General features: G+C 72.0%; 23 protein-coding genes, 2 tRNA genes and 1 pseudogene. 10 read left to right on the plus strand and 16 right to left on the minus strand.

The genetic code is table 11. From position 1 onward, the window contains the following. A pseudogene (locus tag MWU57_RS10405) lies at positions 1-1,064 on the plus strand (hypothetical protein); the annotation flags it as partial. 80 nt (positions 1,065-1,144) lie between these two features. Here the strand turns inward: MWU57_RS10405 and MWU57_RS10410 are convergent. Both MWU57_RS10410 and def read right to left on the minus strand, forming a co-directional pair. Continuing rightward, complete coding sequence (locus tag MWU57_RS10410; protein ID WP_106268335.1) at positions 1,145-1,645, minus strand: DUF3145 domain-containing protein; 501 nt, start codon at positions 1,643-1,645, stop codon at positions 1,145-1,147. A gap of 160 nt (positions 1,646-1,805) precedes the next feature. Beyond that, positions 1,806-2,291, minus strand: coding sequence for a peptide deformylase (gene def / locus MWU57_RS10415; RefSeq protein WP_106268337.1), 486 nt, complete (start codon positions 2,289-2,291; stop codon positions 1,806-1,808). 104 nt (positions 2,292-2,395) lie between these two features. Between def and MWU57_RS10420 the strand changes: the two genes are divergently transcribed. The 3 genes from MWU57_RS10420 (at position 2,396) to MWU57_RS10430 (ending at position 4,306) form a co-directional block, all read left to right on the plus strand. Beyond that, positions 2,396-2,469, plus strand: a tRNA-Ile gene (locus MWU57_RS10420). A 51-nt stretch (positions 2,470-2,520) separates the two neighbouring features. Next, entirely contained in the window at positions 2,521-2,937 is a 417-nt protein-coding gene (locus MWU57_RS10425; RefSeq protein ID WP_246909108.1) for a hypothetical protein, read from the plus strand. Next, positions 2,918-4,306: a hypothetical protein gene (locus tag MWU57_RS10430; RefSeq protein WP_246909110.1), complete on the plus strand. Its 1,389-nt coding sequence runs from the start codon at positions 2,918-2,920 to the stop codon at positions 4,304-4,306. Before MWU57_RS10425 ends, MWU57_RS10430 begins: the two co-directional genes overlap by 20 nt. Positions 4,307-4,333: 27 nt before the next feature. On the opposite strand, the gene MWU57_RS10435 is transcribed toward MWU57_RS10430, so the two are convergent. Together MWU57_RS10435 and MWU57_RS10440 are read right to left on the minus strand one after the other, a co-directional pair. After that, positions 4,334-4,507: a CsbD family protein gene (locus tag MWU57_RS10435; protein WP_106268342.1), complete on the minus strand. Its 174-nt coding sequence runs from the start codon at positions 4,505-4,507 to the stop codon at positions 4,334-4,336. Positions 4,508-4,595: 88 nt separating this feature from the next. Beyond that, positions 4,596-4,844 carry a toxin-antitoxin system YwqK family antitoxin gene (locus tag MWU57_RS10440; protein ID WP_106268344.1) on the minus strand — a complete coding sequence of 83 codons (249 nt, stop codon included), beginning with the start codon at positions 4,842-4,844 and terminating at the stop codon, positions 4,596-4,598. Between the two features lie 49 nt (positions 4,845-4,893). Between MWU57_RS10440 and MWU57_RS10445 the strand changes: the two genes are divergently transcribed. The 3 genes from MWU57_RS10445 (at position 4,894) to MWU57_RS10455 (ending at position 7,135) form a co-directional block, all read left to right on the plus strand. Next, complete coding sequence (locus MWU57_RS10445) at positions 4,894-5,409, plus strand: hypothetical protein (protein WP_246909112.1); 516 nt, start codon at positions 4,894-4,896, stop codon at positions 5,407-5,409. Between the two features lie 75 nt (positions 5,410-5,484). Further along, a tRNA-Asn gene (locus MWU57_RS10450) sits at positions 5,485-5,557 on the plus strand. A 174-nt stretch (positions 5,558-5,731) separates the two neighbouring features. Beyond that, positions 5,732-7,135 (plus strand): MDR family MFS transporter, encoded by a 1,404-nt coding sequence (locus tag MWU57_RS10455; RefSeq protein WP_281495567.1) that lies wholly within the window; start codon positions 5,732-5,734, stop codon positions 7,133-7,135. Between the two features lie 12 nt (positions 7,136-7,147). On the opposite strand, the gene MWU57_RS10460 is transcribed toward MWU57_RS10455, so the two are convergent. From MWU57_RS10460 to MWU57_RS10505, 10 genes are all read right to left on the minus strand, one after another. Next, positions 7,148-7,714 carry a Dps family protein gene (locus tag MWU57_RS10460; RefSeq protein WP_246909115.1) on the minus strand — a complete coding sequence of 189 codons (567 nt, stop codon included), beginning with the start codon at positions 7,712-7,714 and terminating at the stop codon, positions 7,148-7,150. Between the two features lie 77 nt (positions 7,715-7,791). Further along, positions 7,792-9,750: a DNA primase gene (gene dnaG, locus MWU57_RS10465; RefSeq protein ID WP_246909116.1), complete on the minus strand. Its 1,959-nt coding sequence runs from the start codon at positions 9,748-9,750 to the stop codon at positions 7,792-7,794. Between the two features lie 65 nt (positions 9,751-9,815). Continuing rightward, positions 9,816-11,147 carry a deoxyguanosinetriphosphate triphosphohydrolase gene (locus MWU57_RS10470; protein ID WP_106268352.1) on the minus strand — a complete coding sequence of 444 codons (1,332 nt, stop codon included), beginning with the start codon at positions 11,145-11,147 and terminating at the stop codon, positions 9,816-9,818. 33 nt (positions 11,148-11,180) lie between these two features. Then, the gene (locus MWU57_RS10475; RefSeq protein ID WP_246909117.1) at positions 11,181-11,924 is read right to left on the minus strand and encodes a metallophosphoesterase; all 744 of its coding nucleotides are present in this window, start codon (positions 11,922-11,924) and stop codon (positions 11,181-11,183) included. 28 nt (positions 11,925-11,952) lie between these two features. Next, the gene (locus MWU57_RS10480) at positions 11,953-12,468 is read right to left on the minus strand and encodes a DinB family protein (protein WP_246909118.1); all 516 of its coding nucleotides are present in this window, start codon (positions 12,466-12,468) and stop codon (positions 11,953-11,955) included. A gap of 63 nt (positions 12,469-12,531) precedes the next feature. Continuing rightward, on the minus strand, positions 12,532-14,412 hold the full coding sequence (locus MWU57_RS10485) for a glycoside hydrolase family 13 protein (protein WP_246909119.1): 1,881 nt from the start codon (positions 14,410-14,412) through the stop codon (positions 12,532-12,534). Positions 14,413-14,466: 54 nt separating this feature from the next. After that, positions 14,467-15,033, minus strand: coding sequence for a hypothetical protein (locus MWU57_RS10490; RefSeq protein ID WP_106268360.1), 567 nt, complete (start codon positions 15,031-15,033; stop codon positions 14,467-14,469). 54 nt (positions 15,034-15,087) lie between these two features. Continuing rightward, complete coding sequence (locus MWU57_RS10495; RefSeq protein ID WP_246909121.1) at positions 15,088-16,002, minus strand: sugar ABC transporter permease; 915 nt, start codon at positions 16,000-16,002, stop codon at positions 15,088-15,090. Between the two features lies 1 nt (position 16,003). Beyond that, entirely contained in the window at positions 16,004-17,662 is a 1,659-nt protein-coding gene (locus MWU57_RS10500; RefSeq protein WP_246909122.1) for an ABC transporter permease subunit, read from the minus strand. Positions 17,663-17,729: 67 nt separating this feature from the next. Next, positions 17,730-18,977, minus strand: a complete 1,248-nt coding sequence (locus MWU57_RS10505; RefSeq protein ID WP_246909123.1) for an extracellular solute-binding protein — start codon at positions 18,975-18,977, stop codon at positions 17,730-17,732. Positions 18,978-19,123: 146 nt separating this feature from the next. Here MWU57_RS10505 and MWU57_RS10510 point away from each other — a divergent pair, with 146 nt between their 5' ends. Further along, complete coding sequence (locus tag MWU57_RS10510; RefSeq protein WP_246909124.1) at positions 19,124-20,194, plus strand: LacI family DNA-binding transcriptional regulator; 1,071 nt, start codon at positions 19,124-19,126, stop codon at positions 20,192-20,194. Positions 20,195-20,333: 139 nt separating this feature from the next. Continuing rightward, the gene (locus MWU57_RS10515) at positions 20,334-22,082 is read left to right on the plus strand and encodes a glycoside hydrolase family 13 protein (RefSeq protein ID WP_246909125.1); all 1,749 of its coding nucleotides are present in this window, start codon (positions 20,334-20,336) and stop codon (positions 22,080-22,082) included. A 106-nt stretch (positions 22,083-22,188) separates the two neighbouring features. On the opposite strand, the gene dusB is transcribed toward MWU57_RS10515, so the two are convergent. After that, positions 22,189-23,442, minus strand: a complete 1,254-nt coding sequence (gene dusB / locus MWU57_RS10520) for a tRNA dihydrouridine synthase DusB (protein WP_246909126.1) — start codon at positions 23,440-23,442, stop codon at positions 22,189-22,191. 31 nt (positions 23,443-23,473) lie between these two features. Further along, complete coding sequence (locus tag MWU57_RS10525) at positions 23,474-24,931, minus strand: sodium:alanine symporter family protein (protein ID WP_106268373.1); 1,458 nt, start codon at positions 24,929-24,931, stop codon at positions 23,474-23,476. Between the two features lie 176 nt (positions 24,932-25,107). Between MWU57_RS10525 and MWU57_RS10530 the strand changes: the two genes are divergently transcribed. After that, entirely contained in the window at positions 25,108-25,257 is a 150-nt protein-coding gene (locus MWU57_RS10530) for a hypothetical protein (RefSeq protein ID WP_165800011.1), read from the plus strand. Positions 25,258-25,291 lie beyond the last annotated feature (34 nt).

Genomic DNA, 25,291 nt, shown 5'->3' on the forward strand with positions numbered 1-25,291 from the left:
CGGACACCGCCGCACCCGGTGACACCGTCACCGTCGACGGCACCGGCTACACCCCGGACTCGACCGCCACGGTCGAGATCCGCGACACCGACGGCAACGTCATCGAAACCATCGAGGACGTCGTCACCGACAGCGACGGTAGCTTCACCACCGACGTCACCATCCCCGACGGCACCCCCGAAGGTGACTACACCGCCGCGGGCATCGACGACACCACCGGTCAGGAAGCAGACGCACCCCTGACCATCGATGGCGGCCTGGGCGGTGAGGAGCCCGGCGAGGAGACCATCACCGTCGAGCCCGACACTGCCGGGCCCGGCGACGACGTGACGGTCGACGGCGAGCAGTGGCCGCCGAACACGACCGTGACGGTCGAGCTCGTCGATCCGGACGGCGACGTCGTCGTCACGGTCGAGGTCGAGACCGACGAGAACGGGGACTTCACCACCCCGATCACGGTGCCGGACGACGCCGAGGCCGGCGACTACGTCGTGGAGGCCAGCGACGAGAACGAGAACTCGGCGGAGGACGACCTCGTCATCGAGACCGACGGCGCCGGCGACGGGGCAGACCGCGAGCTGGCGGCGGAGTTCTCGAAGGACCAGGTCCAGCGTGGCGAGGAGCAGGTCTTCACCGCCTCGGGCTTCGAGCCCGGCGAGGAGGTCCAGGCACGGATCAACTCCGAGCCGCTCAACCTCACGGTTCAGACCGCCGACGACGACGGCACCGTCAGCTGGACCTTCGTCGTCCCGGCCGACTTCGAGGTGGGCCCGCACACCGGGACCGCCACGAGCGTCGACGTCGGCGACTCGGTCGTCGCCTCGTTCGAGGTCTACCTGACGACGACCGGCCAGGTCGGCGGCGGTGACGGTGGCGGTGACGGCGGCGACGACGGCACCGCCACCGGCGGCTCGCCCACCATGAGCGGTGGCGGCGGCACGCTGCCCCGCACCGGTTCGGAGATCGCGACGTACCTTGCGCTCGCCTTCCTCCTGACGGGTGCAGGCGCGGTCGCGCTGCGGGTGTCCCGACGGCGTCCGCAGTCGGTGATCAGCGAGGTCTGATCGCTCGGCACGACGCACGAAGACCCGGCGCGAGACATCTCGCGCCGGGTCTTCGTGCGTGTGGCGGGATGGTCAACCCATCAGCCGACGCGGTGCAACCAGCGAACCGGCGCCCCGGCGCCCGCGTAGCGGAAGGCCTCGAGCTCGTCGTCCCACGCACTGCCCAGCACCAGGTCCATCGCGGCGCGCAGGGCGTGGGGGTCGTGGATGGACTCCATCGCGTTCCGGACACGGTCTTCCGGTACGACGACGTTGCCGTGCACGTCCGTCATGGCGTGGAACAGGCCGAGGTCCGGTGTGTGCGACCACCGGGCGCCGTCGGCACCATGGCTGGCGTCCTCGGTCACCTCGTAGCGGAGGTGGTCCCACCCCCGCAGGGCAGAGGCCAGCCGGGCACCCGTCCCCTGAGTGCCCTGCCAGGGGTACTCAGCACGGTAGAGCCCCCTCGCCGCCGGCTGGGGTGACCAGTCGAGCGACACCTCTCCGCCCAGCACGTTGCCTGCCGCCCACTCGAGGTGGGGGCAGAGCGCGCGTGGCGCAGAGTGCACGAACAGCACGCCACGAGTGATTGCGCCAGCCATCTTGTCCTCCCTGGGTTTCGAGGTCCGTCTTCCCCTACGTCCTCGACCACCATGAAGTTCCTGGTCAGCGCGTTGCACCGGCGTGTCGCATTGCGTTCTGGGTCACAGTCTGCCGGACGGTCCCCGTCGGTGCGAGGGGAATCCAGACATTTGAGGCACCTCAGAGGCGCTCGCGCAGCTCCCGCATGGCCTTCTTCCGCGTGCCGCGCTCGAGACGGTCCAGGTACAGCTTGCCGTCGAGGTGGTCGCACTCGTGCTGCAGGCAGCGGGCCATGAGCTCGGTCCCCTCGACCACGACAGGCTCACCGTCCAGGTCGATCCCCTCGACCCGGGCGTACCAGGCGCGCTCGGTCGGGTAGTACAGGCCGGGCACCGACAGGCAGCCTTCGTCGCCGTCCTGCGTCTCCTCCGACAGGGCGACGATCCGCGGATTGAGCACATAACCGATCTCGTCGTCCACGTTCCAGGAGAACGCCCGCAGGTTCACACCGATCTGGTTGGCGGCCAAGCCGGCGCGCCCGTCGGCGTCGACGGTCTCGAGGAGGTCGTCGACGAGCCCACGGACCCGGTCGTCGATCGTCGTGATCTCGTCGCACGCCGTGCGCAGCACGGGGTCGGGCACCACCCGGATCTCTCGCATCGCCATGGGCGCCATTCTTCCATGTCAACGCCGTGGCCCAGGGCACGCCGGCGCCCGACGGCGGCACCTCGCACCGGCGGGTCGGGCCCGTTCCGGTAGGCTCGCGCCGCGCCCTGTTAGCTCAGCTGGTCAGAGCAGTCGACTCATAATCGATCGGTCGCGGGTTCAAGTCCCGCACGGGGCACGACGCCGCCACCGTGGTATCAGGAGCGCGCTGCTGAGGCTCCCTCGGGGTATGGACATCGCACGCTCCGTGCTCGTCCTCGACGACACCACCGACCTCGCCGAGCTGCGGGAGAACGCCCGCTGGTTGGGCCGGCAGCGCGTCGACGACGTCCAGGTCCACCTGCATGCGCTGACCGCTGACGAGGCGGCTGTGGCCGCGCACCGGATCCGGCGCACCACCAACGACTGCGGGTGCCGGTGGGGCGAGAGCCTGCTGGCCCTGACGGCCCTCGCGCTCTGGCTGGTGCCGGTCGCCACGGACGTCACCCGACCCGGCGTCCTCGGGTCGATCCTGCTCCTGCTCACCGCCGCCGTGGGCGGCAAGCTGGCCGGCCTCGCCGCGAGCCGGGCCCGACTCCGCTCCGAGCTGCGGCGGCTCGGCGCCCTGACCGGTCGAGGTGAGCTCGATGGCAGAGATCTGCCGTGACATCGACGAGTGGATCGAGGAAGAGGTCTCCCGTCCGATCGAGGAGTGGGAGGAGCGGCAGGAGGAACGGTGCCGCGAGGAGGAGTGCAACTGGTGGACCCTCTGCCTGAACAAGCTCTTCTGCTGGCTGGTGACGGTGGTGGTCAAGGTCGTCCGCTGGGTCCTGGTCACCGTGGGGCGGTGGGTGACCCGCACCGTGTGCACCGTGATCGCCATCGTCGTCGACCTGGTGGTGGCGGTCCTGACCGGCCTGTGGGACGTCGTCGCGGGGATTTTCACCTGGGACTGGGAGCGCGTGTGGGACGGCCTGGTGTCGATCGTGGGTGGCGTGATCGTGGCCGTCCTCGGGCTGCTGCGGGTGGTCTTCCTGGTGGACACCGTCGACTTCGTGCGCGAGGAGATCCAGGAGTCGCAGCTCCGTGACCACGTCCGCGCACTGCTGGCCCGCCGGTTCGCCCGGGACCCCGAGGCGCTCGCCGCGGCTCGCCGCGCCACGGGCGTCGACCACGGGGCGTTCGGGCTGCGCCTCCAGGGCCGCGCCACGCGGACCTTCGTCCGCTCTGACCGCATCGGACCCGACAGCGGCGTGCCGGAGCTGGTGCGGTGGCACGAGGACCCGTCGCTGGACATCGACGTCCGCGTGCTCGCCGGGTACGACAGCGAGGACTTCTGGAAGCGGGGGCGGCCGCAGGTCGTCGGGGCCGACGAGGGTCAGGTCGACGCCTACCTGCGGGATCGCGGTGGCCGCAGCTTCCGCATCTACCCGATGAGCGAGAGCACCCTGCGGCACAAGCTCTCCGTCTGCGCCGAACGGTCGCGCGAGCTGGGACTCATCTATCGCTTCACGGTGGACGAGCGCGAGGTCACCGACCCGGCCTACGTCGTCCTCACCGCCGGCCAGGACGACTACGACATCGACGTGCTGGGCCGGGTCAACGAGCGCGTCGACCCGGTGGGTGCGCGTCAGGACCTGCCGACGCCGCACGCCGGGACGGTCTTCGCGTACGAGGGGACGCTCATCGGGCTGAGCGCACACCTCGACGACGCCACCGGCGTCGACGGCACCCCGTTCCCCGGGAGCTTCACGTCGGGTGTTTCCGTCCGTGACCGGGTTCCCGATCTCATCTACGAGTACGTCCTCGCCCACGAGCTCGGGCACTACTTCGGGCTGACGCACGTCGACGGCTATCACCGGATCATGTACACAGCCAACCCTGCCGCCGGAACCAAGGCGATCCGCTGGTGGACGCTGCCCTCCCTGCTCGTCCTCGAGCAGCAGCCCAAGTTCGTGCTGGACGAGGCCAAGGCGGTGTGGGACTACGTCGTCGCGGGCTTCCCGACGGAGGCGCTCACGACGCGTGCCCACTGACACGCGTCATGAGCACTCCGGTCGCCACTACTTCCTGAAGGCGTCCCTGACGTCGTCGCCGGCCTGCTTGAGGTTGGCCTTGGACTGGTCGGCCTCGCCCTCGGCCTGCAGCTGCTCGTCGTCCGACGCCTTGCCGGCGCCTTCCTTGATCTTGCCGGCGGCTTCTTCCGCCGCGTGCTTGGCCTTGTCGCCGATTCCCATGAGCGACCTCCTTCGTCGGGGGCTCCGACCATACGAGCGTGCGGCGCACGACGCACCCGGGCCGGGCCGGGCCCGGCCCGGCCCGGCCTTACGAGTTCATCGTCGTGACCTTGTAGACCTCGCCGCCGCGGTCGTAGGTGGTCCACTCCCCCACCTTGCGGCCGTGGTCGAAGTGCCCGGAGCGCATCCGCGTCCCGTCCACGCGGAACCACTCCCAGTAGCCGTGGAGCTCGCCGTCCAGGAACTGGCCGGTGCCCCGGACGCTGCCGTCGCGGTGGTACTCGGTGTGCTCGACGAGTCCCGGCGCATCCTTGTCCCCGGAGTGTTGCGGTGCCATGGGTCCATCGTGCCGCAGGTCGACCCCGCCCGAGCGCTAGCGTGGCCTCATGTTCTCGCGCCGCCGTCAGCTCACCCCCGCCGCCCGCCGCGCCGTCCCTCTCGCGGGCGGCGAACGCCACCTGGCGGCGGCCGAGCTCGCCGACGGCGGACATGCCGTCGCCACGACGGCCGGGCTGGCGGTGCTCACGGACGACGCCGCACCCCGGCTGGCGCTGCGCCGCCCGTGGTGCGACGTCGACCGCGCGGCGTTCGACCCGGAGCGGTCGGTGCTGACGGTCGAGTGGGTCGACGCCGAACCCGACCTGCACCTGAGCCTGACCGACCCCGTCGCGACGAATCTCCCCGCCGTGCTGCACGAGCGCGTCCTGTGGTCCGTGCTGCTGGCCGAGACGGTCGACGTGCCCGGCGGCCGCGTGCGGGTCGCGGTACGCCGTCGCCTCGACGGCTCGCTGTTCTCCCAGGCGCTCGCCGAGGAGGGCGTGGACCTGGCCCGTCCGGACGTCGCCGACGTGGTGAACGCCACCGAGTCCAGCCTCCGCGGGGCGTGCGGACTACCCCTGTGAACCTGGTATTGTTTTTTCCGGTTCGCCGGTCGGCAGGAACGTCCACCAGGACGATCATCGACTCGGACCACGCGATCCCGCGTAGCTCAGCTGGCAGAGCATCCGACTGTTAATCGGACGGTCACTGGTTCAAGTCCAGTCGCGGGAGCACGAAGAGAGGCCCTGTCACCCGCAACGGGTGACAGGGCCTCTGCTGTGGAGGCAACTCCGCCGACCTCTCCCCCGCGGAATACGGCACCGCCGTCCGGCACTTGCCAGTGACGTGGCCACCAACACCTCTGTCGGACTGCGTTCCGAGCGCGGACCGATCCTCCTCGCCCTCATGCTCTCCACGGCGCTGGTCGCCCTGGACGCGACGATCATCGCCACCGCGTCGGCGACCATCGCGCGGGACCTGGGCGGGTTCGAGCAGCTCCCGTGGCTCTTCTCCACCTATCTCCTCGCCCAGGCGGTCGGGACGCCGCTGTCCGGCCGCCTGGCGGACGTCCTCGGCCGCAAGCGCATGATGCTGGCCGGTGTCGCGCTGTTCTTCCTCGGCTCCGTCCTCTGTGGTGCGGCCTGGTCGATGGGCGCGCTCATCGTGGGACGCGTCCTCCAGGGGCTCGGTGCGGGTGCCGTCATGCCGGCGTCGCTCACCATCGCGTCGGACATCTACACGCTCGAGGAGCGGGCCAAGACCCAGGGATACCTCGCGTCGGTGTGGGCGATCTCGTCGGTCGTCGGCCCCACGCTCGGTGGGGTGTTCTCCGAGTTCGTGAGCTGGCGCTGGATCTTCTTCGTCAACATCCCGTTGTGCGCGTTCGCCGCCTGGATGCTGGTGCGTCGCTACCACGAGTCGCCTCGCGAGGGCGCCCGCGAACCCATCGACTACCTCGGTGCGGCACTGCTGGCGAGCGGCAGCACCCTCCTGCTCCTCGGCCTGCTCGAGGGCGGCAGCGCGTGGCCGTGGGACTCCCCCGCCTCGGTGGCGATCTTCGCCGGTTCCGCCGGTCTGCTGACCGGGTTCGTCCTGCGGGTCCGCCGCGCGCGGCACCCCATCGTGGACCTGTCCATCCTGCGCCGGCGCGTCGTCGCCGTCCCGTCCGCCGTCTCGCTGATGGTCGGCGTCATCGTGCTGGCCCTGTCCACCTACATCCCGATCTACGCGCAGGGCGTGCTCGGCGTCGGACCGCTGGTCGCCGGCTTCACGCTGGCGGCGATGATGGTCGGGTGGCCGCTGGCCGCCACCAACGCGGGCAGCGTCTACCTGCGCATCGGCTTCCGGCTGACGGCGATGATCGGCTCGTCGCTGGTGCTCGTCGGCCTCGCGCTCGCCCTGCTGCTCGGCGCCTCGACAGCGGTCGTCGCCGTCGCCGGCGTGTGCTTCCTCGTCGGCGTGGGAATGGGGCTCACCGCCGTGCCGACGCTCATCGCCGCCCAGTCGTCGGCGTCGTTCTCCGAGCGTGGGGCGGTGACGGGGACCAACATGTTCGCCCGGTCCCTGGGCTCCGCCGTCGGCGTCGCGGTGTGCGGCGCGATCGTCAACTCCCGCACCACGGTGGGGGCCGACGGCGTCCCGGAGGGGCCCGGGCTCATGTCCGCGATGCACGTCGTCTTCATCCTGCTCGCGGTGTGCGCCGCGGTCCTCGTGGTCCTGGCCACCCTCATGCCCACGGACCGCCGGCAGGCGCGCGAACGCCGCGCGGGTGCGGCGGCGGACGCGGCCGCTCCGACCCGCGCGGCGTAGGGCGTCGGGAGGTCAGCCCGCCTCACGGGCGGCGCGCGCCGCACCGAGCTCGGAGGTCTCTCCCTCCGTCGACAGCTTGCCGGTGGCCGACTCGAGGTGCGCCCGCACGAACCAGTGGAACTGCTCGAGCTCGCCCAGGTGGCCGATCAGCATGTCGTTCGTGACGTCGTCGAGCTCCTCGGTCGCCTTCGCAGCCTCCCGGTGCGCGGTGATGACGCCCTGGTACACCTCGTCGAGGGCCCCGAGGTGCTCGATCGCCGTCGCCCGGCCCAGGTGGTAGTCCTCCCAGCTGCGTGCCGCGACGAGGGCTCCCGGTGTGCCCAGGGGCTCCGCGCCGAGGGTCGCGATCCGTTCCGCGGTGGCGTCCGTCATGAGGCGCACCGCGTCCACCTGCGGGTCGAGCATCTCGTGCACCGCGATGAAGTGGGGCCCCACCACGTTCCAGTGGACGTGCTTGAGGGTCAGGTGCAGGTCCGTGAGCGAGTTGAGCCGGTCCTGAAGGATCTCGGCGACCTTCGCGCCGTCCTCGGCCGTCAGCGACGGCACCGTGTAGGTGGGCACGTGCTTGGCAGCAGACATCAGCAGCTCCTTCTGTCGGGCGGTGTCGGGTGCGCCCATCGTGCCCACGTGTCCCGGTCGCCGCGACCGCACGGGTCTCACGCGCTGTCGCGCAGCTCCCGACGCTCCTTCTCGATCGCGACGAGCCGCTCGAAGGCCTCCCGGTAGGCGTCGGCGTCCGCGGCGGGGTCGAGCCGCTGGACGCGGCTCTTGGCGTCGGCGATGCGGCGGGTCAGGCCCAGGTCGATGACCTTGCGCACGACGTCGGCCACGTACGCCGCGATGACGTTCTCCCGGTCCTCGGGCACGGGGGCCACGGAGAGCTCGGTGACGAGCGGGCCGACGGCGTCACCCGCCTCCTCCACCACCGTCTCGACCCAGCGGCTCCCCCCGAGACCTCGACCCGTCCCGACACCGCCGGCCGCCCGGATCGCCGCGTGCACGGCCCGCCAGGCGGGCGTGGCGAACGCGTCCTCGTCCAGCCCGTCGAACGTGCCGGGGACGTGCTGCGGGTACTGCAGCGCGACCACGAGGGCCAGCCGCTCGATGCGCGCCACGGGGTCGCGCGGGTCCGGCGCGGTCACCAGCGGTGCGGCCGGGCCCTGCTCCGTGCCCGACGCCGGCCCCCCGTCGCGGGAGCCTCGCACGTCGCGCTCGTCCCGCCGTCGGGCCGGTCCGGGCCGTCCGGAGGCGCTGGCCACCTCGCGGCGGACCTCGTCCGGGTCGAGACCGATCCAGCGCGCCAGCGACCGGCTGTAGCCGAGCTGCATCGAGCGGTCGCGGATGCCCGCCACGAGCGGTGCCGCGGCTCGCAGCGCGCCGACCCGGCCCTCGACCGTCTCCAGGTCGAAGCCGTCCAGGGTGGTGCGGATGACGAACTCGAACAGCGGCACGCGGCCGTCCACGAGGGACTTGACCGCCTCGGGACCGCGGGCCATGCGCAGGTCGCAGGGGTCCATGCCGCTCGGCTCGACGGCGACGAACGTCTGGGCGTGGAAGCGCTGGTCCTCGCCGAAGGCTCGCATCGCCGCCTTCTGCCCGGCCGCGTCGCCGTCGAACGTGAAGATGATCTCGCCGCCCAGGGAGGCGCCCGAGGCGAGCTGGAGCCCGCCGCCGGCCGTGGTGTCGCCCAGGAGGCGCCGCACCACCTTGGCGTGGTCGCCGCCGAACGCGGTGCCGCACGTGGCCACGGCGACCTCGACGCCGGACAGGTGGGCCGCCATGACGTCGGTGTACCCCTCGACGATGACCACGCGCTTGGACTGCGCGATCGCGCGCTTGGCCAGGTCGATGCCGTACAGCACGTGCGCCTTCTTGTAGAGGCTGGTCTCCGGGGTGTTCAGGTACTTCGGGCCCTGGTCCTCGTCGAAGAGCTTGCGCGCTCCGAACCCGATGACCGCGCCGGTCACGTCGCGGATCGGCCAGACGAGCCGGCCGCGGAACCGGTCGTAGACGCCGCGCTGGCCCTGGCTCACGAGGCCGGACGCGATCAGCTCCGGCTGGGTGAAGCCGCGGCCCTGCAGGTGCCGCATCAGCGCGTCCCAGCCGGTGGGGGCGAACCCCAGGCCGAACGTCTCGGCGTCGGCGCGGCCGAAGCTGCGCTCGGCGAGGAACGCCCGTGCCGCCTGCGCGCCGGGGGCGAAGAGCTGGTCGGCGTAGAACTCCGCGGCGACCCGGTGGGCCTCGATCAGCCGCTGCCGGCGACCGGGCTCCTCCCGGGGGCCGCGCTGGGCGGCACCTCCCGTGCGCGAGTCCTCGTAGCGCAGCTGGACGCCGACCCGGTCGGCGAGGTGCTCGACGGCGTCGGTGAAGCCCATGCCGTCGATCTTCTGCACGAACGAGATGACGTCACCGCCCTCGCCGCACCCGAAGCAGTGCCAGCGTCCGACGCCGGGCCGCACGTGGAACGACGGCGTGCGCTCGTCGTGGAAGGGGCACAGGCCCTTCATCGAGCCGACGCCGGCGGACTTGAGGGTGACGTGCGCCGAGACGATCTCCTCGATCGGTGCGCGCTCACGTACCGCCTCGACGTCCTCCCGCTTGATCAGCCCAGCCACGCAGGGAGTCTATGCCCGGCAGAGCATGATCCTGCGGCCGTGCACAGAGGCGCCCCGTGCCGCCGTCAGGGCTTGCGGACCAGGCGGGCGTGCAGCTGCATCGCGGAGACGTCGGTGAGCGAGGCCACCTGGTCGACGACGACGCGCAGCCGGGCGTCGTCGTCGGCCGCCTCGGCCCAGTCCGCGGCGAAGGCCGGCTCGAGCGCCACCGGCGCCCGGTCCGCGAGCGCCGTGACGAGGTCGGCGACGATCTCGCGCTGCGCCCCGTAGACGGGCTCGGCCTCGCGCGGCGCCATGACGTAGGTGACGGCGACGCCCTTGAGGGCGAGGATCTCGTCGGCCGTCTCGTCCGGCACGACCAGCCGGGCGGAGTACCGGGTGAGCGGGCCGTCGCCGTAGACGTCACGCGTGGCGCGCTGCGCCGCGCCGCTGAACCGGCCGATGAGCTGGCTGGTGGCGTCCTTCAGCGCGGCGAGCGACCCGCGCGACCCGTCGAAGTCGGTGACCAGGTAGCCGGTGTCCCGCAGCCGGCACAGGGCGGCGTCCAGCGCGTCGGGGTCGTGCCAACCGCCGTACCAGGAGCGCACGTGCTCGACGACGCGGGCACGCTCGGCCTCGTCGTCGAGCAGGCGCAGGTCCACCCGGCCGCCGACGACGGCGTCCTCGACGTCGTGCACCGAGTAGCTGATGTCGTCGGCCAGGTCCATCACCTGGGCCTCCATGCACCGCACTCCCCCGCGCGGCGCTCCTTGGCGCAGCCACGCGAACACCGGGGCGTCGTCCGGGTACACGCCGAACTTGTGGGTGGACCGCCCGTCGGGGCGCGGCGGCCCCTCGCCGAGCCGCCACGGGTACTTGACGCTGGCGTCCAGCGAGGCGCGGGTCAGGTTCAGGCCGCGCGGGGCGCCGTCGTCCGCGATGATCTTGGGCTCGAGCCGCGTCAGCAGGCGCAGCGTCTGCGCGTTGCCCTCGAACCCGCCGATGCCGGCCGCGATGTCCGCGAGCGCCCGCTCGCCGTTGTGGCCGAACGGCGGGTGGCCGAGGTCGTGCGTCAGGCAGGCGGTGTCCACGAGGTCCGGGTCGCAGCCCAGCGCGCGACCCATCTCGCGTCCCACCTGGGCGACCTCCAGGGAGTGGGTCAGCCGGGTGCGCACGAAGTCGTCGCTGCCGGGGGTGAGCACCTGGGTCTTGGCGCCGAGGCGGCGCAGCCCCGAGGAGTGCACCACCCGCGCCCGGTCCCGCTCGAAGGGTGTGCGGTGCTTGGACTTGGCCGGCTCGGCCGCCCACCGCTCGGTGTCGGCGTCGGTGTACGACGCCGTGCCCTCCTCGCCCGGGGCCGGGCGGGGCTCGGTCCCGACGACGGTCGGGTCGAACGCGTCCTGCGAGAACGTCTGCACGCAGGTCAGCCTACCGAGCGGGACCGACGGACCTCAGAGCGCCAGCTGGCGGTAGACGCCGGTGCGCAGCTCCCGCTCCCAGGCGTCGTACTGCGGCATGCCCACGTCGCGTGCGACGGCCAGCTCCGCGTCGACGTCGTAGGGCACGCGGACGTGCTGCAGCCCGAACGGTGCGGGGCCGTCGGCGTCGGGGTCGCCCTCGAGGATCGCGTACGCCGGCGTGGGCTCGTCGAGCGGGTTGCCGACGCTGCCGGTGTTGAACAGCGTGCGCCCGCGCCGGGTCCGCTGGTAGGCCGCGTGCACGTCGCCGTAGCCGACCATGACGGGCTCCGGCCCCGGCCCGGTGAGCTCGGTGGCGGCGAACATGCCGTCGAACTCCTCCCGCGTGTGGTCCACGTGCACCCGGACGTGGACGCTGGTCGCCGAGGCGTGGAACAACCGGATGCGGCGCCCGGAGAGCAGCAGGTCGTGGCACAGGGGCTTGGCGGCGATCCGTTCGCGCTGCGCGGGGCGCAGCTCGTCGCGCCACCACACCATCTCGGGCGCTCCGTCGTCGGCGGTCTGCGGCAGGAAGTCGTCCCAGTTGCCGCGGACGTCGGCCTCGCACACCGCGGCGAGCCGGTCGACGACGGCGCTGCCGCGCGGACCCTTGCCGGCGTCGTCCCCGAGGTTGACGATGCGCTCGATCCCCCGCGCCGCGATGTCCGCCAGGACCGCCTCGAGCGCGGTGAGGTTGCCGTGGACGTCGGAGATGATCGCGATCTGCTCGGTGGCCACGCCCCGATGCTGCCACAGACCGAGCCGGCTACGTCCGGTCGCCGCGCTCGAGCACGCCGCGCACGTAGGCGATCTGCGCGGCGTGCTCCAGGGAGTCGACCGCGACGCTGACCAGCCGGGCGCCGAGCGTCACCGGCGGGTCCCACGCCCGGTCGACCACCGTGTCCAGGTCCGCGTCGCTCAGGTCCGTGAGCACGTCGAGGGACTCGTTCTGCACGTCGTCGACGTAGCCCAGCAGCAGCGCCGCCGGCACCCGGACCTGCGCGACGTCGTCGGGCGTGTGCCCGTAGCCGGAGTCGTCCGCGGCGAAGGGGAGCCCGAACCGGTCGTCCCAACCCGCCGCGGTCCACACCTGCCCGCGGCCCACGGCGGCCGCCACCTGGAGGTCCTGGCCGCGGGCCAGGTGCCAGGCGAGCCAGGCGATCGAGTTCGCCCCGGGGTCGAGGCGCGTCGTCAGGGCGTCGTCGGAGAGCCCCTCGACGCCCCGACGGACCGTCGGGCCGATCCGGGAGTACAGGTCCTGGAGCACGGCGACGTCGTTCATCGGTTCCTCCGTCCGGTGGTGCTGCTCGGGTGCTTCAGGTCGAGTGCATCAGGTCCGGCCGGATCAGGCGAGCCGGTGGACGGCGACCCCGGGCCCGTCGCCGGGCACGACGATGCCGTCGGTGGTGACACGCAGGCCGAGGCCGCCGTACAGCCGCTCGGGAGACGCGCCCGGCGCCAGGAGGTGGTGCGGCAGCACGGCGCCCTCCCACGGACCGCGCGCCAGGACGACGAGCACGCGCTCGGTGGTCGACTCGCGCAGGAACACCACCGCGTCGTCGGCCACCACGGCCCACCGCATGCCGCCGTCCCGCAGGGCGGACGAGCCCCGCCGCACGGCGGACAGCCGCCGGTAGACGTCCAGCGTGGCCGTGTCCCAGCGCGGCCCGCCGCCGCGAGCGCCCTGGTCCCAGGCCATGGTGGTCCGCGCGTGCTCGCCGTTGTCGCCGGTGGCGCCGACCTCGTCGCCGGCGAACACCACCGGGGTGCCCGGGTAGGTGAACAGCAGCGTCGCGGCCACCTCGGCCGCCTCCGCGGAGCCGACGACGGTGCGCAGCCGCGGCGTGTCGTGCGAGCCGAGCAGGTTCCACTGCCGAGCGGTCACGGTCCACGGCACCGCCGAGTCGAACTCGCGCATCGTGGCCACCATCGCGTGGCCGGGCCGGCGCACGGCACCGACGGGGAGCCCGTGGGCGCCGGCCGGCGACCCGTCCACCGCCAGCCACGACCAGGCCGGGCGGGTGAAGCCGGTGTAGTTCATGTTGGCGTGCCAGCCGTCGCCCTGGAGGTCCGCGGTCGCGTCGTGGAAGTGCTCCGCCACGAGCGCGCCGTCCGGGCGTGCACCGACGACGGCGGCACGCAGCTCGCGCGCGACGGCGTGCGCCCGGTCCGCGCTCCCCCACCGGCCGGTCATGTTGGCCACGTCGACACGCCACCCGTCGAGCCCGAACGGCTCGCGCAGGTACCGGGTGATCGGCGCGCCGTCGCCCGTCACCATGCGCCGCCAGGTCTCCGGCGCGGACCAGTCGAGCTTGGGCAGGGACCCGAACCCGAGCCAGGCGGCGTACCCCGTCCCGTCCGGCGCCGTCGCCACGTCCGGCCCGCCCGGCGGCGCCCACACGTACATCTCGTGCTCCGGGGCGGAGGGGTCGGCGAGCGCCCGGGCGAACCACTCGTGACCCTCGCCGGTGTGGTTGGTGGTGATGTCCCCCATCAACCGCATCCCCCGGGCGTGGACCGCACGCGCGAGCCGGGCGTAGGCCGCGTCCCCACCGAGCAGCGGGTCCACGCGGTCGAACGTCGAGGCGTCGTAACGGTGGTTGGACCGGCCGGGGAACACCGGAGTGAGGTAGACGGTGCCGACCCCGAGGTCCGCCAGGTGGTCGAGGTGCGCCACGATGCCGTCGAGGTCGCCGCCGTAGAGCTGGGTGCCGGCCAGCACCCCGTCGCCCGCGGGCTCGTCGTCCCAGGCGGCCGGGACGGCCCAGTCCGGCACCGGACGGGACGTCGCCTCGCCCGAGCGGGCGAACCGGTCGGGGAAGATCTGGTAGACCGGGCCGTCCGCCAGCCAGGCCGGCGCCGGGGCGTGCGTCGTGAGGCGGAAGCTCCCGGCGTCCGGGACGTCGCGGTCGTGCACGCCACGACCGTCCAGCCAGCGGTAGCCGCCCGGGGCGTCGAGGAGGAACCGGTAGGGCGTGACGGGGTTGTGCACCACGACGTCGGCGACGTAGTAGTCCTCGCCCGCCGTGCCGCCGTCGTGCCGCGCGGGCGTGAGGCGAGGCTCGCCGTCGCGCACGGACCGCAGCCAGACGTCCCGCACCCCCGATGCCTGGGGCACCCGGAGCCGGACGGGCACGGTGTCGCCGACGGCGGGGGTGCCCTCGGGCACGTGCAGGGCCGACCCGTCGTGGTGCGGCAGGTCGAGCAGGTGGGAAGCGTGGGTCATGCCATCCTCTCGGTCGGGAGCCGCGCCGCCGACCGAGCCGTTCGACCGCGACGCTCAGCGGCGGCGGCGGCCGATCGCCCACCCGGCGGCGAGCGCGATCGCGATCCCGACGGCCTGTCCGCCGAGGATCGCCTTGTTCAGGTCGAGCACGGGCTGCCAGCGGGCTCCCTCCGCCGAGACGACGTAGACGCCGAGCGGCTTGACCTGGAGACCGTAACCGCCGCCACCGCCACCGCCCTCGCCCGAGCCCTCGCCGTGGGTCTCGCCACGGATCTCGCCCTGGGCGTCACCCGAGGCGTCGCCGGCGTCGGAACCGTCGCCGTCGTCCCCCGCACCGGAGCTCTCGGGGCGGGTGCCACGCTGGAAGGAGCGGGACCATCCGGCGAGGTGGCCCGAGCCCTTGCCCGTGCCGGTCCCCTGCCCGGAGCCGTGACCGGCGCCCGTGCCGGCCCCGCCCCCGGAACCGGTGCCGATCCCGCCCCAGACCTTCGCGACCGGGATGATGAGGTGGCCTTGGTGCTCGTAGGGCTCCCCGTACGCGCGGCGCACGGAGAACGAGTCGTCGGCGGCGTCGGTGAGCCGCCCGAGATCCGGGGTGAAGCTGCGCGTGTCATCCGTCATGTGCTCAGGCTAGGGCCGGGGTGTGACCCACGCCATAGCCCGGCCCGATGTTCGTCAGCCCTTCACCGACCCGGCGGTCAGCCCGCCGACGATGTACTTCTGCAGGAACATGAACAGCGCGAGGATCGGGATCGTCGAGATCACCGCGCCCGCGGCGAAGAGTCCCCAGTTGGCCTCGAGCAGGCTGGACACCCACGAGTAGAGACCGACGGCGAGGGTCCAGTTCGACTCGGACTGCAGCAGCACGCGCGCGATGACGAACTCGCCGAAGGTGGCGATGATCGACAGCAGTGCCACGACGGCCAGGATCGGGGTGACCAGGCGCAGGATGATGGTCCAGTAGGTCTGGGCGTGCGTGGCGCCGTCGATCTTCGCGGCCTCGTCCAGCTCGCGCGGGATGGTGTTGAAGAACCCGTACATCAGGAACGTGTTCACGCCCAGCGCCCCGCCCAGGTACACGCAGACCAGCGCCACCTTCGAGTTGAGGCCGAGGGCAGGCACCACCTCGCCCAGGCTGATCAGCAGCAGGAAGATCGCCACGAAGGCGAGCATCTGCGGGAACATCTGCACGATGAGCAGCGTCGTCAGTCCCGCCCGGCGGCCCTGGAACCGGAACCGGCTGAACGCGTACGCCGCGGCGGCACCCATCAGCACGGTGCCGATCGCCGTCACCACGGCGACCTGCACCGAGTTGGCGAACCACGACCAGAACGCCGTGTCGGCCAGGGCGGCGTAGTTCGTCCCGGAGATCGTGTCGAAGAGCTGGTTCGAGCCGGTCAGCGTGCCGCCCGCGGACAGCGACGCCGAGAGGACGTAGACGATCGGGAAGACGGCGTAGACGATGAACACGACGCCGACGACGTGCCGCCAGCCGGTGTCGGTGAACCAGCGGCCCGCGCTGCGACGGCGGGCGGGCGCGGGTGCGCGGCGATCGGCCGCGCGGCCCTCGGAGAGCGTGGTGGCGGTCATGTCAGTTGATCTCCTCGAGCGAGCGGGTCCGCTTGAAGGCGATGGCCGAGATCGTCGCGATGATCACGAAGATGACGATGGACAGCGCGCTGGCGAGACCGAAGTTCTTCGGTGCGGAGCCGTCGAGCCCGGCCACCGAGTAGACCATCGTGATGAGGATGTCGGTGTGGCCCAGCGGGACGGAGGCGTCGGCGAACCTCGGACCTCCCCCGGTGAGCATGTAGATCAGCGCGAAGTTGTTGAAGTTGAACGCGAAGCTCGAGATGAGCAGCGGCGTGGTCGAGACCAGCAGCAGCGGCATCGTCACCGACCGCCAGGTGCGCAGGCGCCCGGCACCGTCGATCTTCGCGGCCTCCAGCACGTCCGTGGGCAGCGACTGCAGCGCGCCGGTGCAGATGAGGAACATGTAGGGGAACCCGAGCCACAGGTTGACCGCGATGATCGAGAACTTCGCCAGCCACGGGTCGGTGAGCCACGGGATCGCGGCACCGCCCAGGAGCACCTGGTTGACGAACCCGAAGCTGCGGTTGAGCAGGCCGGACCACAGCAGCGGCGCCACGAAGCCCGGGATGGCGTACGGCAGGATCAGCAGCGTGCGGTAGATCTTGCGCCCGCGCAGGTGCGGGGCATTGAACACCGTCGCCAGGAACATGCCGAGCAGGAACGTGGTGGCCACGGACAGGAAGGCGAACACGAACGTCCACACGACGACCTGGAAGAACGGGCCGGCGTACCGGGAGTCGCTGAACGCCGTCGTGAAGTTGTCGAACCCGACGAACACGCGCCAGCCCACCTGGAGCGTGGAGCCGTCGGCGGCCTCGAACTGTCCCTCGTCGTTGGGCGTGTAGACGGTCCCCGTCGTGGTGTCCGTCATCGTGTCGGCGGCCTCGTCGTAGACGAGCGTCGGGGTGAACACATACCCCGTGCGGGCGTCCTGCGTCCGGACCGACCCGTCGTTCGGGTCGTCGGAGAGGGGTACCCGCAGGTTGGTGACCTCGCCCTGCCGCTCGAGGATCTCCTGGCGGTCCAGGACCTCCCAGCCGTCGACGGCGGCGATGCGCCCCTCGGTGACGGTCGCCTCGACGGGGGCGAGCGCGTCGTCGGCGTCGCCCACCGCCGTCGTGCCGTCGGGCCGGACGACGGCGAAACCGAGGGCGTCGCCGTCGGTGACGACCGTCAGGGGCAGGCTGGGCGAACCCTCGACGCGGCGCTCGTTCTGCGTCAGCAGCGCGCTGATCGCGTCGTCCTTGGTCGAGTTGTGGCCGTCGCCGTAGTTCGTGAAGGCCACCCACCCGGTGTACGCGATGGTGAAGATCTGGAAGGTGAACAGGAAGATCAGGCCGGGCAGCACGTACTTCAGCGGCACGGTGCGCCGGGAGAAGTACACCCAGTTGGCCACCGCGAGCATGGCGACCATCGCGCCGAGCACGACCCACGACTCGGCGACCCACGCCGACCAGACGACGTAGGCGCCGAAGGCGTCCACGACCGCCATGAGGGCCAGCTTGACGAGGAAGCCGGGGCCGTAGCGGCCGGCCGGGGACTCGTCGGGACGGACCCGACGCTCCCTCGGAGCCTTCGGGGGGGTCGCGGCGTCGGCGCCCGGGTCCGGGCGGTCGACGGTGGCGCTCGTGGCGCCCGGGTGCTGCAGATCGGTCATCGCTGTGCCTTCCGAGGTCGCACGACGGGCCGTGGCGCGGTGCCACGGCCCGTCGGATGCTGGTACGTCAGGAGCCGAGGGCTCCCTCGATGTCCGAGATCATCTTGTCCCAGGCCTCGGCCGGCTCGGCCTTGCCGGAGATGATGCTGGCCTCGGTGACACCCCAGAAGGCCCAGACCGAGCCCATCTCGGGGATGGAGGGCATCGGCACGGCCTCGGCACCGACCTCGCGGAAGCCCGCGACGATCGGGTCGGACGACGCGGCGTCGGCGGCAGCGGTCAGGGCCGGCGGGCGGCCACCCGCCTCGAAGAGCGCCGTCTGGGCCTCCTCGGTGGACAGGTAGTTGACCAGGAAGTCGTTGGCGAGCAGCGTGTTCTCGCTCTGGGAGCTGACGTAGAAGCCCTGCACGCCCACGAACGGCTGGGCGGCCTCGTCACCGGGGGCCGGGACGGGGTCGATCGCCAGGTCGAGGTCGGCGAACTGCTCGAGCATCCACGGCCCGCCCACGATGAAGGGCGACTCGCCGTTGGCGAACGCCTCGACCGCGATGTCGTAGGAGGTGTCGATGGTCAGGTTGCCGGCCTCGCCCTGGTCGGCGAGCCACTGGGCGTAGGCCTCGCCGGCGTCGCCACCCATGGCGAGCTCGGGCGAGTACGACCCGTCGGCGTTCTGCTCGAACACCGGGGCGCCGAACGACGTCTGGAACGGGTAGTAGGTGTACGGGTCACCGTTCTCACCGTCCGACTGGATGAGGAACGGGAACTTCGTCCCGGCCTTCTCCCCGGCGGCGATCGCGTCGTCCCACGTGGCCGGGGCGGAGTCGGCCAGCTCGGTGTTGCGGATCAGGGCGATGTTCTCGATCGCGTAGGGCAGGCCGTAGACCTGCTCGTCCGCGGTGAACGCCTGGACGGCGACCTCCTCGAACTCGGCGGCCTTGTCGCCGAGCTCGACGGGTGCGACGACGCCGTTGGTGATGAGCTCGCCGAGCCAGTCGTGGGCGCCGACGGTGACGTCGGGGCCCTCGCCCGTGGGGACCTGCGCCACGAAGTCGGCGCGGATGTCCTCGAAGGGCTTCAGGACGAGCTCGACCTCGGCGCCCGTCTCGGCCTCGAAGTCCTCGGCGGCGGCCTCGACCGCTGCCTGGCGCGTCTCGTCGACCCAGACCGTCAGGGCACCGCCGGCTGCGGCGGACTCCTCGGCGGCCGACTCCTCGGTGGTGCCCTCGGGCGCCTCGCCGGTGTCGTCGGTCCCGCCGCACGCCGACAGGGCGAGGGTGGTGACCAGGGCGGAGGCAAGAAGGATGCTCCGTCGCATCGTGGTACTCCCAGCATCAGAAGGATGGCCCGACGGCTTGCATGCCGGTGGGCCCTGCTGGCGGAGAATCTAGGAGGTTCAGTCGCCTTTTGCAAGATCTTGCAATAACGTTCCTGCAACACAACGTACGAACTGGCGTCCACACGATGGTCGTCGAAGGACGAGGAGGTCCGTTGTCACTTACGATCGGCGGCGTGCGAACCCGACTGAGCGACCTGGCCGAGCAGGCCGGCGTCTCCACGGCAACGGTTTCGCGCGTGCTCAACGGCAAGCCGGGAGTCGCCAGCTCGACCCGGCAGGCGGTCCTGGCCGCCCTCGACGTGCTCGGCTACGAGCGGCCCACCGCCCTGCGCGGTCGCTCGGCCGGCCTCGTCGGCCTCGTCGTGCCCGAGCTCACCAACCCCGTCTTCCCCGCGTTCGCCCAGGCCGTCGAGTCGATCCTGGCACAACGCGGGTACACGCCGCTGCTCTGCACCCAGGCCCCCGGCGGCACCACGGAGGACGAGTACGTCTCCACGCTCGTGGACCACTCGGTCGACGGCATCGTCTTCATCTCCGGCCTGCACGCCGACACCCGGGCGGACCACACCCGCTACGAGCTGCTGCGCGGCCAGGGCATCCCCATCGTGCTCGTCAACGGCTACGCACCGGGGATCGACGCCCCGTTCGTCTCGCCCGACGACGCCGCCAGCATCGACGTCGCGGTCCAGCACCTGGTCTCGCTCGGCCACCGCCGGATCGGCCTGGCGATCGGACCCGAGCGGTACGTGCCCGCCCAGCGCAAGGTCGCAGCGTTCACGGCCGCGCTCGTGCGGCACGGGCTGGCCGACGACGAGACCGAGGCGCGCCGGCACGTCACCAGCACGCTCTACACCCTGGAAGGCGGCCAGGCCGCGGCCGCCGAGCTCTTCGCCTCCGACCACACCGCCGTCGTGTGCGGCTCGGACCTGATGGCGCTGGGCGTCGTCCGGGCCGCCCGGTCCCGCGGCCTGCGCGTCCCGCAGGACGTGTCGGTCGTCGGGTACGACGACGCCCCCCTGATCGCCTTCACCGACCCCCCGCTGACGACCGTGCGTCAGCCGGTCGAGGCGATGGCGCACGCCGCGGTGAGCGCCCTGCTCACCGAGATCGGCGGGGACCTGGCGCCGCGCACCGAGCTGCTGTTCGCCCCCGAGCTGGTGGTGCGCGGCTCCACGGGCGTCGCCCCGCGCGACTGAGTTTGCGGCCCTCGCAGCCACCACGCAGGCTGGTCTGCGAGCGCGACACGCCCGGGCGTGCTCCCGGCCAGCGTTGAAAACCTTGCAGCAAGGCATACACTCGACCGCCGTACCTACCGCCGACTCCTCGAGGACCCCCATGGCCACCACCGAGCCGACCACTCCGACACCTGCGCCGCTCGCCGCCGACGGCACCGTGCACGTCGGTTCCGACGCCGCCGGCGAGTGGTGGCGCGACGCCGTGATCTACCAGGTCTACCCGCGCTCGTTCGCCGACGGCGACGGCGACGGCATCGGTGACATCCCCGGGATCACGTCCCGGCTCGACCACCTGAAGACCCTCGGCGTCGACGCCGTGTGGCTCTCGCCGTTCTACCGGTCGCCGCAGAAGGACGCCGGGTACGACGTCGCCGACTACCGCGACGTCGACCCGCTGTTCGGCACCCTCGCCGACTTCGACGCGATGCTCGCCGGCGCCCACGACCGCGGCATGCGGGTCATCGTGGACCTCGTCCCGAACCACACCTCGGACCAGCACGCCTGGTTCCAGGAGGCGCTGGCCGCCGGTCCCGGCTCGGCGGCGCGCGAACGCTACATGTTCCGTGACGGCCGCGGGCCGGACGGCACCGAGCCGCCCAACAACTGGCAGTCGATCTTCGGCGGCGCCGCCTGGACGCGGGTCGACGACGGCCAGTGGTACCTGCACCTGTTCGACGCGTCCCAGCCCGACCTCGACTGGAACCACCCCGAGGTCCGTGCCGAGTTCGAGGATGTGCTGAGGTTCTGGCTCGACAAGGGCGTGGACGGCTTCCGCATCGACGTCGCCCACGGCATGGTCAAGGCCGACGGCCTGCCGGACTGGCACGGCCACGTCTCCATGGTCGAGGGCAGCGCCACCGAGGACGACCAGCCGGTCGACCCCGGCGCACCCGAGGACGGCTCCACCGGCGCCGGCAACCAGGGCCCGATGTTCGACCAGGACGGTGTCCACGAGATCTACCGGTCCTGGCACCGCGTGCTGGCCGAGTACGACGGCGACCGCTGCCTCGTGGCCGAGGCCTGGGTGGAGCCACTCTCCCGCCTCGCCCGCTACGTGCGTCCGGACGAGATGCACCAGGCGTTCAACTTCTCCTTCCTGACCACGGCGTGGGACGCCGCCGCGCTGCGCCGGGTGATCGCGGCGTCGTACCGCGCCAACGACGAGGTGGGCGCGCCCACCACGTGGGTGCTGTCGAACCACGACGTGGTGCGCCACGCCACCCGCCTCGGGCTCCCGGAGGTGGGCGTGCGGCCCAACGGCGTCTTCGCGACCGACCCGCAGCCCGACGAGGCGCTGGGCCTGCGCCGTGCACGCGCCGCCTCGCTGCTCATGCTCGGCATGCCGGGCTCGGCGTACCTCTACCAGGGCGAGGAGCTCGGGCTGCCCGAGCACACGACCCTGCCGAACGAGGTGCGGCAGGATCCCGGACACTTCCGCACGGGAGGCGCCGAGGCCGGCCGTGACGGCTGCCGCGTGCCGCTGCCGTGGGAGGCCGACGCCCCGGGGTACGGGTTCGGGCCGACCGGCAAGACGTGGCTGCCCCAGCCGGAGTCCTACGAGCGCTACGCCGCCGACGTCCAGTACGGCGTGGACGGCTCCACGTTCGAGCTGTACCGAGCGGCGCTGGCGACGCGCAGCACCGAGGGTCTCGGTCACGGCGGGCTGACCTGGCTCGAGGCCTGGTCCGATGCCCCGGACGTCGTGGCGTTCGTCAACCGCGGCGTCGCCGTCGTCGCCAACCTGGGCTCGACCCCGGTCCCGCTGCCGGGCACCGAGGTGCTCCTGGCGTCCGGCGACCTGGACGACGGCGCGATCCCGGCCGACACGACGGTCTGGCTGCGCGCCTGACGCTTCGCCCGGCGAGGTAGTGGCCCGCCGCGCGAGGTAGTGGCCCGTCCGCCGAGGTAGTGGTGCGCCACTACCTCGGCGGGCGGGCCACTACCTCGCGGGGGCTTCAGCCGCCGGAGACGCTCAGCTCGGCCTCGCGCAGCTTCGCCTCGAACTCGGCGTCGAGCTCCCGCGAGTCCAGCCAGCCGTACGGCAGGTGCGGCTTCTTGGGCGAGCCGGCGCGACCGCGCGGCCCCTCGGCGTCGGCCCCCGGGTATCCGATCGTGAGGTCGAGCGCGTCGAGGTGCGCCCGCAGCTCCTCGAGCGAGGAGACCATCGCCAGCGCGCGACGTGTCTCGCCACCGACGGCGTAGCCCTTGAGGTACCAGGCCATGTGCTTGCGCAGGTCGCGCATGCCCTTGGACTCGTCACCGTCGTAGTAGTCGATCATCAGCTCGCCGTGGCGGTAGATCGTCTCGGCGACCTCGCGCAGACCGGGGCGCACGCGCTGGTCGGACCCGTTGAAGGCGGCGGCGAGGTCGGCGAACAGCCACGGACGGCCCTGGCAGCCCCGGCCGACCACCACGCCGTCGGCCCCGGTCTCGCGGACCATCCGCAGCGCGTCCTCGGCGGCCCAGATGTCGCCGTTGCCGAGCACGGGGACCGTGGTCACGGCCTCCTTGAGGCGGGCGATGGCCGACCAGTCGGCCGTGCCGGAGTAGTGCTCGGCGGCCGTGCGGGCGTGCAGCGCGACGGCGGCCACCCCGAGGGACTCGGCCGTCCGGCCGGCGTCCAGGTACGTCAGGTGGTCGTCGTCGATCCCCTTGCGCATCTTGACCGTCACCGGGACGCCGTACGGTTCGGCGGCGTCGACGGCGGCGCGGACGATGTCGGTGAAGAGCTGCTTCTTCCAGGGCAGCGCGGACCCGCCGCCCTTGCGGGTGACCTTGGGCACCGGGCAGCCGAAGTTGAGGTCGACGTGGTCCGCGCGGTCCTCGCCGGCGATGATCTTCACCGCGGCGCCGACGGTCGCGGGGTCGACCCCGTAGACCTGCGCCGAGCGGGGGGTCTCGTCCTCGCCGAAGGTCACGATGCGCAGCGCCTCGGTGTTGCGCTCGACGAGCGCGCGGCTCGTGACCATCTCGGCGACGTACAGGCCCGGGTCGAAGCCCGTGGAGCGCCCGGCCTCGCGGCACAGCGTGCGGAAGGCACGGTTGGTGACGCCGGCCATCGGCGCGAGCACCACCGGCGTGCCGACGGTGATCGGCCCGATCTGCAGCGGCGGCAGCACGCGCGTGCCCGACGACGGAGCCCCGGTCGCGGAGGTGGGCTGCGGCGTCGTCGTGCTGACGGGTTCGAGCGTGGAAGTCACATCCGCCATTGTCGCAAACGCCCCGGGCCGGTACCGAGGGCTACAGCTTCACGACCGGCGTGACTCCGGTCACCGTGCGTTCGTCCTCCCAGCACTCGATGCCCACGACGCCCGGCAGCCGGTCGCGCGTGAAGACCGGGTCGATCCCCGAGCGGCGTTGCTCGAGGTAGTCCCCCAGCAGCTTCCACACCAGCCCGGACAGCAGGGCGATGGCCACGAGGTTCACCAGCGCCATGAGGCCCATGATGCCGTCGGCGGTGTTCCAGATCAGGTCCGACGAGGCGACCGAGCCGCCGAGGATCGCCAGCACCACCAGGGTGCGGTAGCCCTGCAGCACGCGGCGGGAGCCGGTGATGAACTCGATGTTGGACTCGCCGTAGTAGTAGTTGCCGAGGATCGAGCTGAACGCGAGCAGGAAGATGATCACGGTCAGCAGGCCGTTGGCCCAGGTACCGAGGCTGGCCACGAGCGCCTCCTGCGTCAGCGTGATGCCCGGGGCGGCGTTCGCCAGGTCCGGGTTGGTGACGAGGATGATGAACGCCGTCACCGAGCACACGACGAAGGTGTCGAAGTAGACGCCCAACGACTGCACCAGGCCCTGCTTCACCGGGTGGGTGACCGCCGCCGTCGCGCCGGCGTTCGGGGCGGAGCCGAGGCCCGCCTCGTTGGAGAACATGCCGCGCTTGACGCCCTGCATGATCACGGTGCCCAACGTGGCCCCGAGCACCTCGTTGAACCCGAACGCGTCACTGACGATGGTCGCGACGACGTCCGGGACGCGATCGGCGTTCAGCGCGACCACCACCAGGCCCGTGAGGAGGTAGAGCAGCGCCATCGCCGGCACCACCGCCTGCGTGACGTGCGCGATCCGGCGCACACCGCCGAAGATCACCAGGCCCGTGAGGATCGCCAGCACGATGCCGACGCCCCACGCGAGCGTGCCCCCGGACTCGACCCCGGCGGTCGAGGCCACCGTGGCGGTGATGGTGTTGGCCTGCAGGGACGAGAAGGCGAAGGGGAAGCAGAGGATCAGGATGACCGCGAACAGGATGCCCATCCAGCGGGCCCGGAGCCCGCGCTGCATGTAGTACGCCGGGCCGCCGCGGAAGCCGTCCGCGTCGCGCGTCTTGAAGAGCTGGGCCAGCGAGGACTCGACGAACGCCGACGCACCACCCATGAAGGCCATCAGCCACATCCAGAACACCGCGCCGGCACCACCCACGGCGATCGCCGTCCCGACGCCGGCGATGTTGCCGACCCCGACGCGGGAGGCCGCGGAGATCGTGAACGCGCCGAACGCGGAGACCGACTGCGACCGGCCGCTCTCGTCCTTCGGCGCCGGATCCGTCAGGGTCCGGAACATCTCGGGCAGCAGGCGGACCTGCACCACCCCGCTGCGCACCGTGAAGTAGACACCGAGCACCGCCACGACGGGCAGCACGATCCAGGTCCAGAGCACGTCCCCGCCGGCGAGGATCCAGTCGTTGAGCACGTTCATCCGGACAGTCTGAGGTGTCGACGGACGGCTGACGAATCGAAGGCAGCCGTCAGCCGGCGGCGGTCCCGGGGTGCCCGAGCGTGCCGCCGTCCGTCTCGACATGCCTGCACAGCGATCCTGTGGCAGGTTCGGAACATGTCGCGACAAAACTGTCGCGACGGACGAAGGAGGTCGACATGCCCCTGTGGCTGATTCTGATCTTGATCGGCGTGGTGCTGGTCGTCCTCGGTGTTGCCACCGAGATCGGACAGTTCCTGCTCTGGATCGGCGTCATTGTCCTGGTGGTCAGCCTGGTGCTGGCACTGATGAGGCGCGCCAAGACCTGATCGTCGTCTCGACGTGACCCCGCCGACGAGCGGG

This window comes from Isoptericola sp. S6320L (assembly GCF_023015685.1).
In the GTDB taxonomy this organism is placed as follows: domain Bacteria; phylum Actinomycetota; class Actinomycetes; order Actinomycetales; family Cellulomonadaceae; genus Isoptericola; species Isoptericola halotolerans_A.

Excerpts from the sequence above, each read along its gene's own strand:
- MWU57_RS10410 (WP_106268335.1), bottom strand. The coding sequence starts at position 1,645 with ATGGCTGGCGCAATCACTCGTGGCGTGCTGTTCGTGCACTCTGCGCCA.
- def (WP_106268337.1), bottom strand. The coding sequence starts at position 2,291 with ATGGCGATGCGAGAGATCCGGGTGGTGCCCGACCCCGTGCTGCGCACG.
- MWU57_RS10425 (WP_246909108.1), top strand. The coding sequence starts at position 2,521 with ATGGACATCGCACGCTCCGTGCTCGTCCTCGACGACACCACCGACCTC.
- MWU57_RS10430 (WP_246909110.1), top strand. The coding sequence starts at position 2,918 with ATGGCAGAGATCTGCCGTGACATCGACGAGTGGATCGAGGAAGAGGTC.
- MWU57_RS10435 (WP_106268342.1), bottom strand. The coding sequence starts at position 4,507 with ATGGGAATCGGCGACAAGGCCAAGCACGCGGCGGAAGAAGCCGCCGGC.
- MWU57_RS10440 (WP_106268344.1), bottom strand. The coding sequence starts at position 4,844 with ATGGCACCGCAACACTCCGGGGACAAGGATGCGCCGGGACTCGTCGAG.
- MWU57_RS10445 (WP_246909112.1), top strand. The coding sequence starts at position 4,894 with ATGTTCTCGCGCCGCCGTCAGCTCACCCCCGCCGCCCGCCGCGCCGTC.
- MWU57_RS10455 (WP_281495567.1), top strand. The coding sequence starts at position 5,732 with ATGCTCTCCACGGCGCTGGTCGCCCTGGACGCGACGATCATCGCCACC.
- MWU57_RS10460 (WP_246909115.1), bottom strand. The coding sequence starts at position 7,714 with ATGTCTGCTGCCAAGCACGTGCCCACCTACACGGTGCCGTCGCTGACG.
- MWU57_RS10480 (WP_246909118.1), bottom strand. The coding sequence starts at position 12,468 with ATGAACGACGTCGCCGTGCTCCAGGACCTGTACTCCCGGATCGGCCCG.
- MWU57_RS10485 (WP_246909119.1), bottom strand. The coding sequence starts at position 14,412 with ATGACCCACGCTTCCCACCTGCTCGACCTGCCGCACCACGACGGGTCG.
- MWU57_RS10490 (WP_106268360.1), bottom strand. The coding sequence starts at position 15,033 with ATGACGGATGACACGCGCAGCTTCACCCCGGATCTCGGGCGGCTCACC.
- MWU57_RS10495 (WP_246909121.1), bottom strand. The coding sequence starts at position 16,002 with ATGACCGCCACCACGCTCTCCGAGGGCCGCGCGGCCGATCGCCGCGCA.
- MWU57_RS10500 (WP_246909122.1), bottom strand. The coding sequence starts at position 17,662 with ATGACCGATCTGCAGCACCCGGGCGCCACGAGCGCCACCGTCGACCGC.
- MWU57_RS10505 (WP_246909123.1), bottom strand. The coding sequence starts at position 18,977 with ATGCGACGGAGCATCCTTCTTGCCTCCGCCCTGGTCACCACCCTCGCC.
- MWU57_RS10510 (WP_246909124.1), top strand. The coding sequence starts at position 19,124 with ATGGTCGTCGAAGGACGAGGAGGTCCGTTGTCACTTACGATCGGCGGC.
- MWU57_RS10515 (WP_246909125.1), top strand. The coding sequence starts at position 20,334 with ATGGCCACCACCGAGCCGACCACTCCGACACCTGCGCCGCTCGCCGCC.
- dusB (WP_246909126.1), bottom strand. The coding sequence starts at position 23,442 with ATGGCGGATGTGACTTCCACGCTCGAACCCGTCAGCACGACGACGCCG.
- MWU57_RS10525 (WP_106268373.1), bottom strand. The coding sequence starts at position 24,931 with ATGAACGTGCTCAACGACTGGATCCTCGCCGGCGGGGACGTGCTCTGG.
- MWU57_RS10530 (WP_165800011.1), top strand. The coding sequence starts at position 25,108 with ATGCCCCTGTGGCTGATTCTGATCTTGATCGGCGTGGTGCTGGTCGTC.